At 41.3% G+C, this 14504-nt stretch carries 7 protein-coding genes, 2 tRNA genes and 3 rRNA genes; 1 reads left to right on the top strand and 11 read right to left on the bottom strand.

The window, feature by feature from the left end:
- Positions 1-34 precede the first annotated feature (34 nt).
- From ACP3T3_RS19830 to ACP3T3_RS19805, 6 genes are all read right to left on the bottom strand, one after another.
- A complete protein-coding gene (locus tag ACP3T3_RS19830) occupies positions 35-1120 on the bottom strand; it encodes a porin (protein ID WP_426477449.1) in 1086 nt (361 codons plus the stop codon).
- Positions 1121-1189: 69 nt separating this feature from the next.
- Positions 1190-1747 (bottom strand): potassium-transporting ATPase subunit KdpC, encoded by a 558-nt coding sequence (kdpC, locus tag ACP3T3_RS19825; protein WP_426477448.1) that lies wholly within the window; start codon positions 1745-1747, stop codon positions 1190-1192.
- A 10-nt stretch (positions 1748-1757) separates the two neighbouring features.
- Positions 1758-3797 carry a potassium-transporting ATPase subunit KdpB gene (kdpB, locus tag ACP3T3_RS19820; protein ID WP_426477447.1) on the bottom strand — a complete coding sequence of 680 codons (2040 nt, stop codon included), beginning with the start codon at positions 3795-3797 and terminating at the stop codon, positions 1758-1760.
- Between the two features lie 174 nt (positions 3798-3971).
- A complete protein-coding gene (gene kdpA / locus ACP3T3_RS19815) occupies positions 3972-5666 on the bottom strand; it encodes a potassium-transporting ATPase subunit KdpA (protein ID WP_426477446.1) in 1695 nt (564 codons plus the stop codon).
- Between the two features lie 6 nt (positions 5667-5672).
- The gene (locus ACP3T3_RS19810) at positions 5673-5750 is read right to left on the bottom strand and encodes a potassium-transporting ATPase subunit F (protein ID WP_077415921.1); all 78 of its coding nucleotides are present in this window, start codon (positions 5748-5750) and stop codon (positions 5673-5675) included.
- A gap of 353 nt (positions 5751-6103) precedes the next feature.
- Positions 6104-7426, bottom strand: a complete 1323-nt coding sequence (locus tag ACP3T3_RS19805; protein WP_426477445.1) for a sigma-54-dependent transcriptional regulator — start codon at positions 7424-7426, stop codon at positions 6104-6106.
- Between the two features lie 533 nt (positions 7427-7959).
- Here ACP3T3_RS19805 and ACP3T3_RS19800 point away from each other — a divergent pair.
- The gene (locus ACP3T3_RS19800) at positions 7960-8100 is read left to right on the top strand and encodes a hypothetical protein (RefSeq protein WP_426477444.1); all 141 of its coding nucleotides are present in this window, start codon (positions 7960-7962) and stop codon (positions 8098-8100) included.
- Positions 8101-8153: 53 nt separating this feature from the next.
- Here the strand turns inward: ACP3T3_RS19800 and rrf are convergent.
- The 5 genes from rrf to ACP3T3_RS19775 all read right to left on the bottom strand — a co-directional run bounded on the left by rrf (position 8154) and on the right by ACP3T3_RS19775 (position 13302).
- A 5S ribosomal RNA gene (gene rrf / locus ACP3T3_RS19795) occupies positions 8154-8261 on the bottom strand.
- Positions 8262-8417: 156 nt separating this feature from the next.
- Positions 8418-11175, bottom strand: a 23S ribosomal RNA gene (locus tag ACP3T3_RS19790).
- A 153-nt stretch (positions 11176-11328) separates the two neighbouring features.
- Positions 11329-11402 (bottom strand) — tRNA-Ala (locus ACP3T3_RS19785).
- A gap of 91 nt (positions 11403-11493) precedes the next feature.
- Positions 11494-11567 (bottom strand) — tRNA-Ile (locus ACP3T3_RS19780).
- A 218-nt stretch (positions 11568-11785) separates the two neighbouring features.
- Positions 11786-13302 (bottom strand): 16S ribosomal RNA (locus ACP3T3_RS19775).
- The 16S, 23S and 5S rRNA genes sit together here with 2 tRNA genes alongside, the layout of an rRNA operon.
- Positions 13303-14504: the final 1202 nt, after the last annotated feature.

The raw sequence follows: 14504 nt of genomic DNA, 5'->3' as shown, positions 1-14504 counted from the left end.
CTTTAAACACTTTTAAATGTGGTTAAGCTGATCATTAAAACCAGGCTGCAAGACTTGTTGTAATGAAGAAATTTCCTTTTTTAAATTCATCATTTTTCGTAAAAATGGCATCTTTAGCTGTAAAACCTCTAGCTTCTGTACGAAAAACTACATTTTTAAAGATCGCATAATCTACATTGAGAGAATATCCGAAGGTCTGAAATCCATTAGAAGTTCCGGTATTGATAATCACTCCGTTTTTATCATTGTAATATTCTAATCTTCCTGCCAGTGCCCATTTGTTATCGAATTGGTATTTCATCAGAACATTCGGGCTGTACCAGATATTATACTGCTCACTTCCTTTTGATTTCTGCTCTGCTCCGATATCAAATCCCAATACCGCAGAAAACTGATCTGTCAGCTGAAAGCTTCCATACAAATCATGAAAATAGCGCATTCTTTTATCTTCTTTTGCTTTATCATTCCCGATAAATGAGCTGCTGTTCAGGGTAATTTTATCATTGGGTTTATAAGTCACCTGATGCCCAAAAGAAATACTCTGGTTTCCTTCAGGTTTGGCAATTCGCTGCCAGCCGTTTAATACCAGCCCGCTTAAAAACCATTTCCCGTTATCTGAGGTGTAGGAAATTTTAGCTCCGGTTTCAAAATATGGCGAGTTTTCAGCGGCTAAACTTCTTGTCAGATTGATATTATCTTTTCCTATAGCACTTTCCCAGCCGATATGAGACGGCATGATCCCTGCATCAATCCATAAATTTTTATTTTTTGATATTTTGATCCCAATATTAGCTTCATTTACATAGCATAAAGCATTTTGTTCAGCGGCCATATTATCCTGGGCATAAGTTCCGGCCATTAAAGCTACATTAGCACGAAGATTTTCATTCTGATAGTTGGCTTTAACCAGTCCCAGGTTAAGATTCACTTCATTGTGTCTGTTATATGAGTAGAGAAAATTCTGACGCATATGATTTCCAGGTTCATTAAAATCGTAGGTGTAAAAGAGTTCTGCATAAGCGGAAAATGTCACTTTATTTCCTGTTTTCAATGAATCTGATGATTGTGCTTTAGCTAAAAACAGCCCTGACAGCACACCTATAGCTAGATATTTTTTCACGTTAGTTTAAAGGTGTATTAATCCTGTCAAAATTTAAAATCCTGACATGATTATCGGTTATTAAATTTATTATTTTAATTGATCCAAAGCGATATTAAGCTTCAGAACATTTACTTTGGACGGCCCGAAAAGTCCTAGTAACGGCTTCTCAGTTTGAGTACTAATTAAGCTTTTGATCTGCTCTTCTGAAAGGTTTCTCACTTTTGCAATTCTCTTTGCCTGATACAACGCTCCTTCTTCAGAAATATCTGGATCCAGTCCGCTTCCACTGGCAGTTACCAATTCTACCGGGACTTTGATATTTCCCATTTCAGAATTATTCATTTTTAAAGTATCAATTCTTTTCTGTACAATTTCCAGATATTCCTTGTTACTTGGACCTTTGTTGCTTCCCCCACTTCCTGCTGCATTATAATTGACAGAGGAAGGACGGCCGTGAAAGTATTTTTCAGATTTAAATTCCTGTCCGATATTGGCATAGAACTTCTGCCCTTTATTGTAAACGATTTCTCCGTTTCCTTTGTTGGGAAGTATTTTAGAACCTGCATATACAACTGCCAGATAAATTCCTGTAACCACCAGCATTACAAGAGTTAATCTGAATGCTGAAACAATATGATTTTTCATTTTTTAAATTTTAATAGAATAAACTGATTGCCAGATCAATGATTTTGATCCCGATGAACGGAACAATCACCCCGCCAAGGCCATAAATCAAAAGGTTTCTTCTCAATAATGCACTTGCACCAATCGGTTTGTAAGCCACTCCTTTCAACGCCAGCGGAATCAGGAACGGAATAATAACCGCATTGAAAATAACTGCTGATAATATAGCCGTTTCAGGACTGTGAAGATTCATAATATTCAGCTTCTGAAGCGAAGGAATAAAAGTGATAAAGAGTGCCGGAATAATGGCAAAATACTTCGCCACATCGTTCGCAATACTGAAAGTGGTCAATGTCCCTCTTGTCATCAGTAGCTGCTTCCCGATTTCTACAATTTCGATCAGTTTTGTTGGGTCGTTATCAAGGTCTACCATGTTCCCGGCTTCTTTTGCAGCCTGTGTTCCACTGTTCATTGCTACACCTACATCTGCCTGAGCCAGCGCCGGAGCGTCATTGGTACCGTCACCCATCATCGCTACCAGCTTACCTTCCTGCTGTTCTTTTTTGATGTAATTCATCTTATCTTCAGGTTTAGCTTCAGCAATAAAATCGTCTACTCCTGCTTTTTCTGCGATAAATTTGGCAGTCAGAGGGTTATCTCCGGTTACCATTACTGTTTTCACACCCATTTTTCTCAGTCTTTGAAAACGTTCCTGGATTCCTGTTTTGATGATATCCTGAAGTTCAATAACACCCCATACTTTTTCATTAACCGATACTACCAGAGGCGTTCCTCCGTTTTCAGAAATTTTGGTCACCGCATCCTGGGTTTCCTGTGGGAAGATATTCCCGGCTTTTTCAGTCAGTTTTTTTATCGTATCATAAGCTCCTTTACGGATTCTTGTTTCGTCAAAATCAATCCCTGAAGTTCTCGTTTCCGCTGTAAAATCAATATACGTAGGATTGGCAACCAGCAAATCTTCAGATTTCAAAGCGCTCAGTTCAATGATGGATTTTCCTTCCGGTGTTTCATCCGCTACAGAACTTAATGCAGAAGCTTTAATGAATTCTTCAAGCTGAATTCCATTGGCAGGATGAAATTGAGTTGCTTTACGGTTTCCGATCGTGATTGTTCCGGTTTTATCAAGCAACAGAACATCAATATCTCCCGCTGTTTCTACGGCTTTACCACTTTTTGTAATTACATTTGCTCTCAAAGCTCTGTCCATCCCCGCAATCCCGATTGCAGAAAGCAGACCGCCGATGGTTGTCGGAATAAGACAAACGAAAAGAGATATAAATGCCGCAATAGTAATCGGAGTCTGCGCATAGTCTGCAAAAGGCTTTAAAGTGAGGGTAACAATAATAAATGTAAGGGTAAATCCTGCTAAAAGTATAGTTAATGCGATTTCGTTAGGTGTTTTCTGTCTTGATGCTCCTTCTACAAGGGCAATCATTTTATCTAAGAAGGATTCTCCGGGTTTTGTAGTTACCTTTACTTTAATTCTGTCTGACAGTACTTTTGTACCTCCTGTTACAGAGCTTTTATCGCCTCCTGCTTCACGGATTACAGGTGCACTTTCTCCGGTAATAGCAGATTCATCAATAGTTGCAAGACCTTCAATAATCTCACCATCCATAGGAATCTGATCTCCGGCTTCACAAAGGAAAATATCACCTAAAGTCATTTCAGCAGACATTTTCAGTCTTGTTTCTACCTGAAATCCCGGTTTATTATCAAGCACTAATTTAGCAGGAGTTTCTTCCCTTGTTTTTCTGAGGGTATCAGCCTGTGCTTTTCCTCTTGCCTCTGCAATAGCTTCTGCAAAATTGGCAAACAGAACGGTGAAAAATAAAATAATAAATACTAAAAAGTTATAGGAAAAGCTTCCCTGGGATTGATTACCAGTAAGGCTGAACATGCTTACGATAAACATGACAATGGTTCCGATCTCCACCAGGAACATTACCGGATTTTTAAACATAATTTTCGGATTCAGTTTTACGAAGGACTGTTTGATTGCTTCGTTGACCAAATCTCTTTGAAACAATGTTTGTGACTGATTTTTCATTTTTTGAAAGAGTTTATATCATTGTAAATCAATAATCACCATCAAGGTCTGCCAAATAATAAGGAGAGTTACGGATAATATAAGTGAACGTTTCAGTAAGTGTCAGACTAGCTTCCTCAAACTTTTCAGCTTTCTTAATGGTTGAATATTGATTCTAATTTTTAATGTTCACATTTATTTTGAGAAATACTGAATCTGCTCTGCAATTGGACCTAAGGTCAATGCTGGGAAGAAAGACAGTGCTGCAATCAGTAAAATCACCGCCAGGGTCATAAAGCCGAAAGTAGCCGTATCTGTTTTCAGTGTTCCGGAACTTTCCGGGATATATTTCTTCTGTGCCAACAGACCTGCAATGGCTACCGGTCCTATGATCGGGATAAATCTTGAGAGTAACAGTACAATCCCCGTTGAGATATTCCACCAGGGTGTATTGTCTCCCAATCCTTCAAATCCGGATCCGTTATTGGCTGCAGAAGAAGTAAACTCGTACAACATTTCACTGAAACCATGGAAACCTGGGTTATTCAATGTCTTTGCTCCGAATTCCGGTAAATAAGCCGTTAAAGCTGTTCCTGCAAGAATTAAAAAAGGGTGGAATAAAGCGACAATCATAGCAATCTTCATTTCCTTCGCTTCAATCTTTTTACCCATAAATTCCGGAGTTCGTCCCACCATAAGACCACTGATGAATACAGCCAGGATGATAAAGATGAAATAGTTCATAATTCCAACTCCACAGCCTCCGTAGAAGCAGTTGATCATCATGGCAAGCAGTTCATTCATCCCCGAAAGAGGCATAGTACTGTCATGCATAGAATTCACAGATCCTGTAGAAATAACAGTGGTTGCAATACTCCAGTAGCCGGACGCTGCACTTCCGAAACGGATTTCTTTACCTTCCATTGCTCCCAGGCTGCTTTCTGCTCCCATTTTTGTGATCAAAGGATTTCCTCCTGTCTCATTCACTATATTCGGAATGGTAAGTGCCAGAAAACCGACCGTCATTACCGTAAAGATTACCCATGAAAGTTTTCTTTTATTCAGATAAAATCCCAGTGCAAATACCAATGCAAACGGAATGATCATCTGAGCAATCATCTCTGTCATATTGGTTATATAATTGGGATTTTCAAGCGGGTGTGCTGAATTGGCTCCGAAAAATCCACCGCCATTAGTTCCCAGGTGTTTAATCGCAACAAATGCAGATACAGGACCTCTGGAAACATCTGCTTTCTGGCCTTCAAGTGTTATGACATAATCTTTACCTTCGAAAGTCATCGGACTTCCATTGATAGAAAGAATTAAAGCAACAATTACACTGATTGGCACCAGGATTCTGATCATTGATTTTGTGAAATAATCGTAGAAATTTCCTAGTTCTGTACTTGTTCTTTCTTTAAAAGCTTTGAAAAGAACCGCCATCGCAGCCATACCTGTTGCAGCCGTTACAAACTGTAAAAACATCAGATAAAGCTGGCTCAGATAGCTTACTCCTGTTTCTCCTGAATAATGCTGTAAATTACAGTTGACTAAAAATGAAATGGTAGTATTAAAAGCCAGATCAGGCGACATATTCGGATTTTCATCAGGATTTAAAGGAAGCCAGGCCTGATTCAGCAAAAGAAGAAAACCAATGATGAACCAAACCAGATTGATTGCCAGCATGGCATACATATTCTGTTTCCAGTTCATCTGGCGGGCAGGATTAATTCCCGAAACTTTATAAATTAACTTTTCAATAGGTTCGAAAACCGGATCCAGAAAAGTCTTTTTGTATCCATAAACATTAGCTATGTATTTACCTAAAAATATTCCGATAACTAATGTAATAGCAAACATTGCTATAATGCCTAAAATTTCTGTATTCATGACCAATTAAAATTTTTCAGGTTTAATTAAAACATAACAGATATACACAAAGGCAAGTATTGAGAGGAAAAATAAACTCCACATAATTTATATTCTATCAAAAAATTCAACTGATTTATATAAAAGCCAAAACAATACTGCAAAAAGCAGCATTAAACTGATGAGCATCATATCTTAATCATTAGGGTTAAAAGAGTCAACAATACGAACGATACAATCAGCAAACTAAAAATTGAGTGCCTCCGTTTTTTTAACATTTTTCTTGAAATTGTCATTTTTAAATATTTTATTCAGAGACTATATGCCAAAAGAAAGCCCACTTTGAACAATGAAGAATCAAACAACTGATAAACAACACATTACAAACAAAAAAATAATTGTTATAAAACAACAAAAGCCTATCAAAATGATAGGCTCTTTATTAAAATGATAAATAATTATTTTACTCCGTATTCTTCCAGTTTACGGTATAGCGTGGCAATACCAATCTCAAGTAACCGGGCTGCTTCTGCTTTATTTCCTTTGGTATACTGCAATACTTTTTGGATATGTATTTTTTCCAGCGATCGAATGCTTAATGAATCACTTTCTGGAACTGTTTTTTCAGAATAATGAGGAAGACTTTCAGCATCCAGGATATTGTTATCCATTAAAATTAAACTGCGTTCTACAGCGTTTCTGAGTTCACGTATATTTCCTTTCCAATCATTTTTTTCCAGGGCTTTATAATAGTCGGGATCTACCTGAACTGCTGTCAGATGAAGTTTATGGGAAAAAATATCTATAAAATGCCTGGCAATCGCCTTTAGATCTTCTTTTCTTTCTCTTAATGCCGGAAGAGTGATTTCAAATACATTCAGTCTGAAATAGAGGTCTTCCCTGAAGTTTCCCTGCTTTATTTCATCTTCCAAATCTCTGTTAGTTGCTGCAATCAATCTGAAATCAGACTTTGAAACCTTTGTTTCACCCATTTTGATAAATTCTCTGGTTTCCAAAACCCTGAGCAGCTTTGCCTGAAGTTCTATAGGCATCTCACCAATTTCATCCAGAAACAGCGTTCCTCCGTTAGCTTCTTCAATCAATCCTTTTTTATCTTTCACAGCACCGGTAAAAGCACCTTGCTTATGACCAAAAAGCTCACTTTCCAGGATCTCTTTACTGAATGCAGAACAGTTGATAGCTACAAAGCTGTTTTTCTTTCTGTCACTTCCCTCATGAATAGCGCTCGCAAAGACCTCTTTTCCGGTTCCTGTCTCACCGGTAAGAAGAACTGCAGCATCCGTTAAAGCCACTCTTTCTGCCAACTTTTTAGCCTGTAAAATTAAAGGTGATTTACCTATAATCTGATCAAAGCCTTTGGTAACAACCTGCTGATCCATTCTTGACTTGTTATCTTTCACCTTATCCAGAGCCTTATACACCAATGGAATAATTTTCTCATTATCGTCTCCTTTCACCAGGTAATCGTAAGCCCCGTTCTTCATGGCCTGCACAGCATCTGTAATATTACCAAAAGCTGTCATCAGGATAATTTCAAGCTGTGGATATTTACTTTTGATAGACTTTACCAGCTCTACTCCAAAAGCATCAGGCAGACGAACATCGCTCAGAACAACATCAAATTCATATTGCTCCAGCATCGTCATTGCTGAACGTGCCGTAGAAGCTTCTTTTACATTAAAATTTTCTTGGGAAAGGATCATTCCTAACAGTTTAAGGAGCTTGATCTCATCATCGATGATCAGAATATTTCCTGACATTATAATTATTTTTGGAAAACTGCTACAAACTTATTGAATTTATTCGAGTAAAATACGGTTATAGAAGGAAATAGTTTCGTCAACCTTTTGAAATTTCAGGAGCTTTATCCCGCTATTCATTCATACTCCTCGCGCCTGCGCTCTCCCAAACTCAAACCCACTAACCCTCCAACGCAAGCTGCGGGGTAACCATTTCTATCGGGGCTAGAGGATAATTGATAATTGATAATTGATGATTGATGATTGATGATTGATGATTGATGGTTGATGATTGATGAGATTCTGGTTTCGGACATGAATATTCACATTCTGTATCTTCAGCACATTATTATATGGAATGAGAACAAACCATACTCCTGCCTTTTAGCCGAAACCATCCTGTTTTATCAAACACATATTCATTATATGCATAATCATCTGTGTCAATCTGTACCATCTGTGGTTAAAAATAAAAACAATTCAACAGGAACGGGCTGTAGCCAAAACTTATAATTGTTAATCCTATTAACCGAAGAAAAATAATAAGTACAATAATGCCAGTAAAGAATGGAAGCTGGAGGCTGGAAGCGGGAAGCGGGAAGCTGGAAGAAGATGGATGTATGAGCCTGGATTACTCATTACTCATTACTCATTACCCATTGCCCATTAAGTTGAGCGGTTTGGGTTGGGTATAAGCCAAAAAAAATCCTTTATCACTTAAGATAAAGGATTTTAAAAATAAAATAAAAACTGGCGGCGGCCTACTCTCCCGCGTTAGCAGTACCATCGGCGCTGGTGGGCTTAACTTCTGTGTTCGGAATGGGAACAGGTGAGCCCCACCGCTAAAACCACCCTAAAGAAGGTATATAAGATATCAGAGGCTGGATTTCAGATTTCAGACTTTAAGTCTGCTATCTGAGGTCTTATACCTGACATCTGGTTTATCGATAAAAACTTTCACAAAGACAAAACCTTCAATGCACATAAAGCACCTGGTTTAATAGTAACCATAGACTATAAATCTACGGGTAATTAGTACTACTTGGCTATGACATTACTGTCTTTACACCTATAGCCTATCAACGTCGTCATCTACAACGACCCTTAAAAGATGTCTCATCTTGAGGCGAGTTTCGCACTTATATGCTTTCAGTGCTTATCTCTTCCAAACGTAGCTACTCAGCGGTGCACCTGGCGGTACAACTGATACACCAGAGGTTTGTTCAATTCGGTCCTCTCGTACTAGAATCAAGCCCTCTCAAACATCTAACGCCCGCAATAGATAGAGACCGAACTGTCTCACGACGTTCTGAACCCAGCTCGCGTGCCACTTTAATGGGCGAACAGCCCAACCCTTGGGACCTTCTCCAGCCCCAGGATGTGACGAGCCGACATCGAGGTGCCGAACCTCCCCGTCGATGTGAGCTCTTGGGGGAGACTAGCCTGTTATCCCCGGAGTACCTTTTATCCTATGAGCGATGGCCCTTCCATACGGAACCACCGGATCACTATGTCCTGCTTTCGCACCTGATCGACTTGTAGGTCTCACAGTCAAGCACCCTTATGCCATTACACTCTACGCACGGTTACCAAGCGTGCTGAGGGTACCTTTGAAAGCCTCCGTTACTCTTTTGGAGGCGACCACCCCAGTCAAACTACCCACCACGCAATGTCCTTCTGAAAGAAGTTAGGCTCCAAGTAAGTAAAGGGTGGTATTTCAACGTTGGCTCCACAAACACTAGCGTGCCTGCTTCAAAGCCTCCCACCTATCCTACACATTACTTACTCAAAGTCAATACGAAGTTATAGTAAAGGTTCACAGGGTCTTTTCGTCCCATTGCGGGTAATCGGCATCTTCACCGATACTACAATTTCACCGAGCTCGTGGCTGAGACAGTGCCCAGATCGTTACACCATTCGTGCAGGTCGGAACTTACCCGACAAGGAATTTCGCTACCTTAGGACCGTTATAGTTACGGCCGCCGTTTACTGGGGCTTCAGTCAATGCCTTCGATTTAACTCTAAGCACCTTCCTTAACCTTCCAGCACCGGGCAGGTGTCAGACCCTATACAGCATCTTTCGATTTAGCAGAGTCCTGTGTTTTTGATAAACAGTCGCCTGGGCCTCTTCACTGCGGCCACCATTGCTGATGGCGTCTCTTCTTCCGAAGTTACGAGACTATTTTGCCTAGTTCCTTAGCCACGACTCACTCGAGCACCTTAGGATTCTCTCCTCGACCACCTGTGTCGGTTTTGGTACGGGTTGCTTCACTTCGGCTTTTCTTGGATCAGATTACACTACAGCAGCTTCGCCCGAAGGCTAGGCCTTGACTATTCCGTCAGTCTTTAGCAGCTACATCCAACCGTCCCCTTTTTAGTGTGAGCAAGTATGGGAATATTAACCCATTGTCCATCCACTACCCCTCTCGGGTTCGCGTTAGGTCCCGACTAACCCTCAGCTGATTAGCATGGCTGAGGAAGCCTTGGTCTTTCGGTGAGCAGGTTTCTCGCCTGCTTTATCGTTACTTATGCCTACATTTTCTTTTCTATCCGCTCCACAATACCTCACGATACTGCTTCGGCGCAAATAGAATGCTCTCCTACCAGATATATTTTAAATATAAATCCATAGCTTCGGTAATATGTTTATGCCCGATTATTATCCATGCCGGACCGCTCGACTAGTGAGCTGTTACGCACTCTTTAAATGAATGGCTGCTTCCAAGCCAACATCCTAGCTGTCAATGCAGTCCAACCGCGTTGTTTCAACTTAACATATATTTTGGGACCTTAGCTGTTGGTCTGGGTTCTTTCCCTCTCGGACATGGACCTTAGCACCCATGCCCTCACTGCCGCAGAACATTTATTAGCATTCGGAGTTTGTCAGGAATTGGTAGGCGATGAAACCCCCGCATCCAATCAGTAGCTCTACCTCTAATAAACTTTGTTGCGACGCTGCACCTAAATGCATTTCGGAGAGTACGAGCTATCTCCCAGTTTGATTGGCCTTTCACCCCTACCCACAGGTCATCCGAAGACTTTTCAACGTCAACCGGTTCGGTCCTCCACTCTGTGTTACCAGAGCTTCAACCTGCCCATGGGTAGATCACAAGGTTTCGCGTCTAATCCTACTAACTATGCGCCCTATTCAGACTCGCTTTCGCTCCGGCTCCGGTACTTAATACCTTAACCTCGCTAGTAAAATTAACTCGTAGGCTCATTATGCAAAAGGCACGCCGTCACAGCTTTACGCTGCTCCGACCGCTTGTAGGCGTACGGTTTCAGGTTCTATTTCACCCTTCTATTCGAAGTGCTTTTCACCTTTCCTTCACAGTACTTGTTCACTATCGGTCTTTCAGGAGTATTTAGCCTTGGAGGATGGTCCCCCCATATTCAGACAGGATTTCACGTGTCCCGCCCTACTCATTTATCATCAAAATATGCCTTTCATATACAGGGCTATCACCTTCTACGGCTGTTCTTTCCAGAACATTCTATTAAACATATAACGACTTTTGGGCTAATCCGCTTTCGCTCGCCACTACTTACGGAATCTCTTCGATTTCTTTTCCTCCGGGTACTTAGATGTTTCAGTTCTCCGGGTTTGCTCCTCCTAAGAGGTGACATATCTTCAATATGCCGGGTTGCCCCATTCGGACATCTGCGGATCTATTCGTGTGTGCCAATCCCCGCAGCTTTTCGCAGCTTACCACGTCCTTCTTCGCCTCTGAAAGCCTAGGCATCCGCCATACGCCCTTAACGATTTCTTTCCTATTGGTTACTCAAGCGCTTTATGCGCTCGGTTTTCTCTTTGTGATGTCTTTACCGTTAATGTCAATGATCTTAATGTCTTTCTTTTGGTTTAGTAAACAATTGTTGTTTTTGGCTCCAATCGTCACTTTCAAACTAAACCTCCAAAACTGTGGAGAATAAGGGAGTCGAACCCTTGACCTCCTGCGTGCAAGGCAGGCGCTCTAGCCAGCTGAGCTAATTCCCCCTCTAGTTGAGTGGGTGAGTGAAGGTCTTAGAGCGTTTGAGCCTTAAACCCTTATACTCTAATACTATCAAACTCCTGTACTCAAAATTAGTAGTCTCGGGCAGGCTCGAACTGCCGACCTCTACATTATCAGTGTAGCGCTCTAACCAGCTGAGCTACGAGACTTCATTATTAATTTTAAATTTTAAATTGAAAATTTTAAATGATTATTTAAATCTAAAATCTATAATTTATAATCTAAAATCTCTCTATCCCTTTACTAATTTCTAGTGGGTTTTGTATTTTTTAATATAACCAACCAAACAAAAAACTAAAGCTTTACTTTAAGTAAGTACTTGTATCTTGCGATACTAATTTTGTTTATCGTCCTAAAAGACGCTCTAAAATGAGATGTTCCAGCCGCACCTTCCGGTACGGCTACCTTGTTACGACTTAGCCCTAGTTACCTGTTTTACCCTAGGCAGCTCCTGTTACGGTCACCGACTTCAGGTACCCCAGACTTCCATGGCTTGACGGGCGGTGTGTACAAGGCCCGGGAACGTATTCACCGCGCCATGGCTGATGCGCGATTACTAGCGATTCCAGCTTCATAGAGTCGAGTTGCAGACTCCAATCCGAACTGAGACCGGCTTTCGAGATTTGCATCACATCGCTGTGTAGCTGCCCTCTGTACCGGCCATTGTATTACGTGTGTGGCCCAAGGCGTAAGGGCCGTGATGATTTGACGTCATCCCCACCTTCCTCTCTACTTGCGTAGGCAGTCTCACTAGAGTCCCCAACTTAATGATGGCAACTAGTGACAGGGGTTGCGCTCGTTGCAGGACTTAACCTAACACCTCACGGCACGAGCTGACGACAACCATGCAGCACCTTGAAAAATGTCCGAAGAAAAGTCTATTTCTAAACCTGTCATTTCCCATTTAAGCCTTGGTAAGGTTCCTCGCGTATCATCGAATTAAACCACATAATCCACCGCTTGTGCGGGCCCCCGTCAATTCCTTTGAGTTTCATTCTTGCGAACGTACTCCCCAGGTGGCTAACTTATCACTTTCGCTTAGTCTCTGAACCATAAAGCCCAAAAACGAGTTAGCATCGTTTACGGCGTGGACTACCAGGGTATCTAATCCTGTTCGCTCCCCACGCTTTCGTCCATCAGCGTCAGTTGTTGCTTAGTAACCTGCCTTCGCAATTGGTGTTCTAAGTAATATCTATGCATTTCACCGCTACACTACTTATTCCAGCTACTTCAACAACACTCAAGACCCGCAGTATCAATGGCAGTTTCACAGTTAAGCTGTGAGATTTCACCACTGACTTACGAGTCCGCCTACGGACCCTTTAAACCCAATAAATCCGGATAACGCTTGCACCCTCCGTATTACCGCGGCTGCTGGCACGGAGTTAGCCGGTGCTTATTCGTATAGTACCTTCAGCCAGATACACGTATCTGGGTTTATCCCTATACAAAAGAAGTTTACAACCCATAGGGCCGTCGTCCTTCACGCGGGATGGCTGGATCAGGCTCGCACCCATTGTCCAATATTCCTCACTGCTGCCTCCCGTAGGAGTCTGGTCCGTGTCTCAGTACCAGTGTGGGGGATCACCCTCTCAGGCCCCCTAAAGATCGCAGACTTGGTGAGCCGTTACCTCACCAACTATCTAATCTTGCGCGTGCCCATCTCTATCCACCGGAGTTTTCAATATCAAGTGATGCCACTTAATATATTATGGGGTATTAATCTTCCTTTCGAAAGGCTATCCCCCTGATAAAGGCAGGTTGCACACGTGTTCCGCACCCGTACGCCGCTCTCAAGTCTCCGAAGAGACTCTACCGCTCGGCTTGCATGTGTTAGGCCTCCCGCTAGCGTTCATCCTGAGCCAGGATCAAACTCTCCATTGTATGTTTGTCTGACTCACTCAAAGTTTTTTAACGCTTTAGTTTTTCCTTACTTGGTTGTTATATTGTATGTCAATGATCTTTTTATCTTTCGCTTTTCAACGAAGCACTCTTCTCTGTCAGTGGCGCTCCGCATTTGCGAGTGCAAAAGTAAAACTTTATTTTGATTTGACCAAATGTCCTGAAAGAAAATTTTAAAGTTTTTTAAGTAACCTTAACCCCTTCCATAACCCTCAATCGCTCTCTACTCCTGCGCTCCCTGTTTGGGACTGCAAAGATACAAACTCTTTTTTAACCCGCAACTTTTTTTGTGAAAAGTTTTTGATGTTTTTTTCGTCTGTTTCTTTTTGGAAGTAATATCGTCTCTGCCTATCTAAAGGCTCTTCTGCGCTACCGAATCTCTCTCGTTTTTCAGTGGGGCAAAGATAGCAACTTCTTACAACGCAAAACAAATTTATTTAACTTAAATTTCATATTCCCTTCATATGGAACCCTAACCAGCTGAAATAAAGTGAGAAAAATTTTAAACATTTGTTTGGAATGGGAGGATGGTGGGTAACAGGGTATGAGAGTGGGAGCGTTGGAGAGGGGTTGGGTGGTATAGGTTATAGCTGACAGGTTATAGGTTATAGGTTATAGGTAACGATAATGGGTAATGGTAATTATATTATATTATATATATGAATATATGCTTAACAATATAGGGTTGGGGTAAAGCCTAGAGGGCGGGTGCTTCTGGGGGAGACCGGGCTTGCTTCGTAAACTGGCGTTTGCAACCTGGCTGGGTATGCCAAGAAGGGTAGCCCGCTCTTATTGGATGTTTTTGTTGTGATGGATATAGGATGATATGGGTTTCCCGCAGATCACACGGATTTTCACAGATATAATGTATATAATAGAGGTATATAAAAAGAGAAAGCCTTTTTGAGGAGAACCGGATGAAGCTTGCTCCTACTTGTTTTTAAACCACAGATTACACAGATGTTCACAGATGATGATGGATATTATATACAAGCTTTTTTAATGTAAAAGGATAAACCTCCTTATAAATATAAAAAACTGCTGATGATACAGAATGGGATATTCCGGAACCCGGAAACCGAACCCGGGAACTTCATCATTCATCAATTATCGTTCATCAATTATCATTCATCAATTATCATTTATCATTCATCAACAGCTTCTTCCCTAGCCCTGGTAATATA

Origin of the sequence: Chryseobacterium sp. CBSDS_008 (assembly GCF_049959325.1) — a bacterium.
Taxonomy (GTDB): domain Bacteria; phylum Bacteroidota; class Bacteroidia; order Flavobacteriales; family Weeksellaceae; genus Chryseobacterium.
This window is presented reverse-complemented; position numbering and strand designations above follow the sequence as displayed.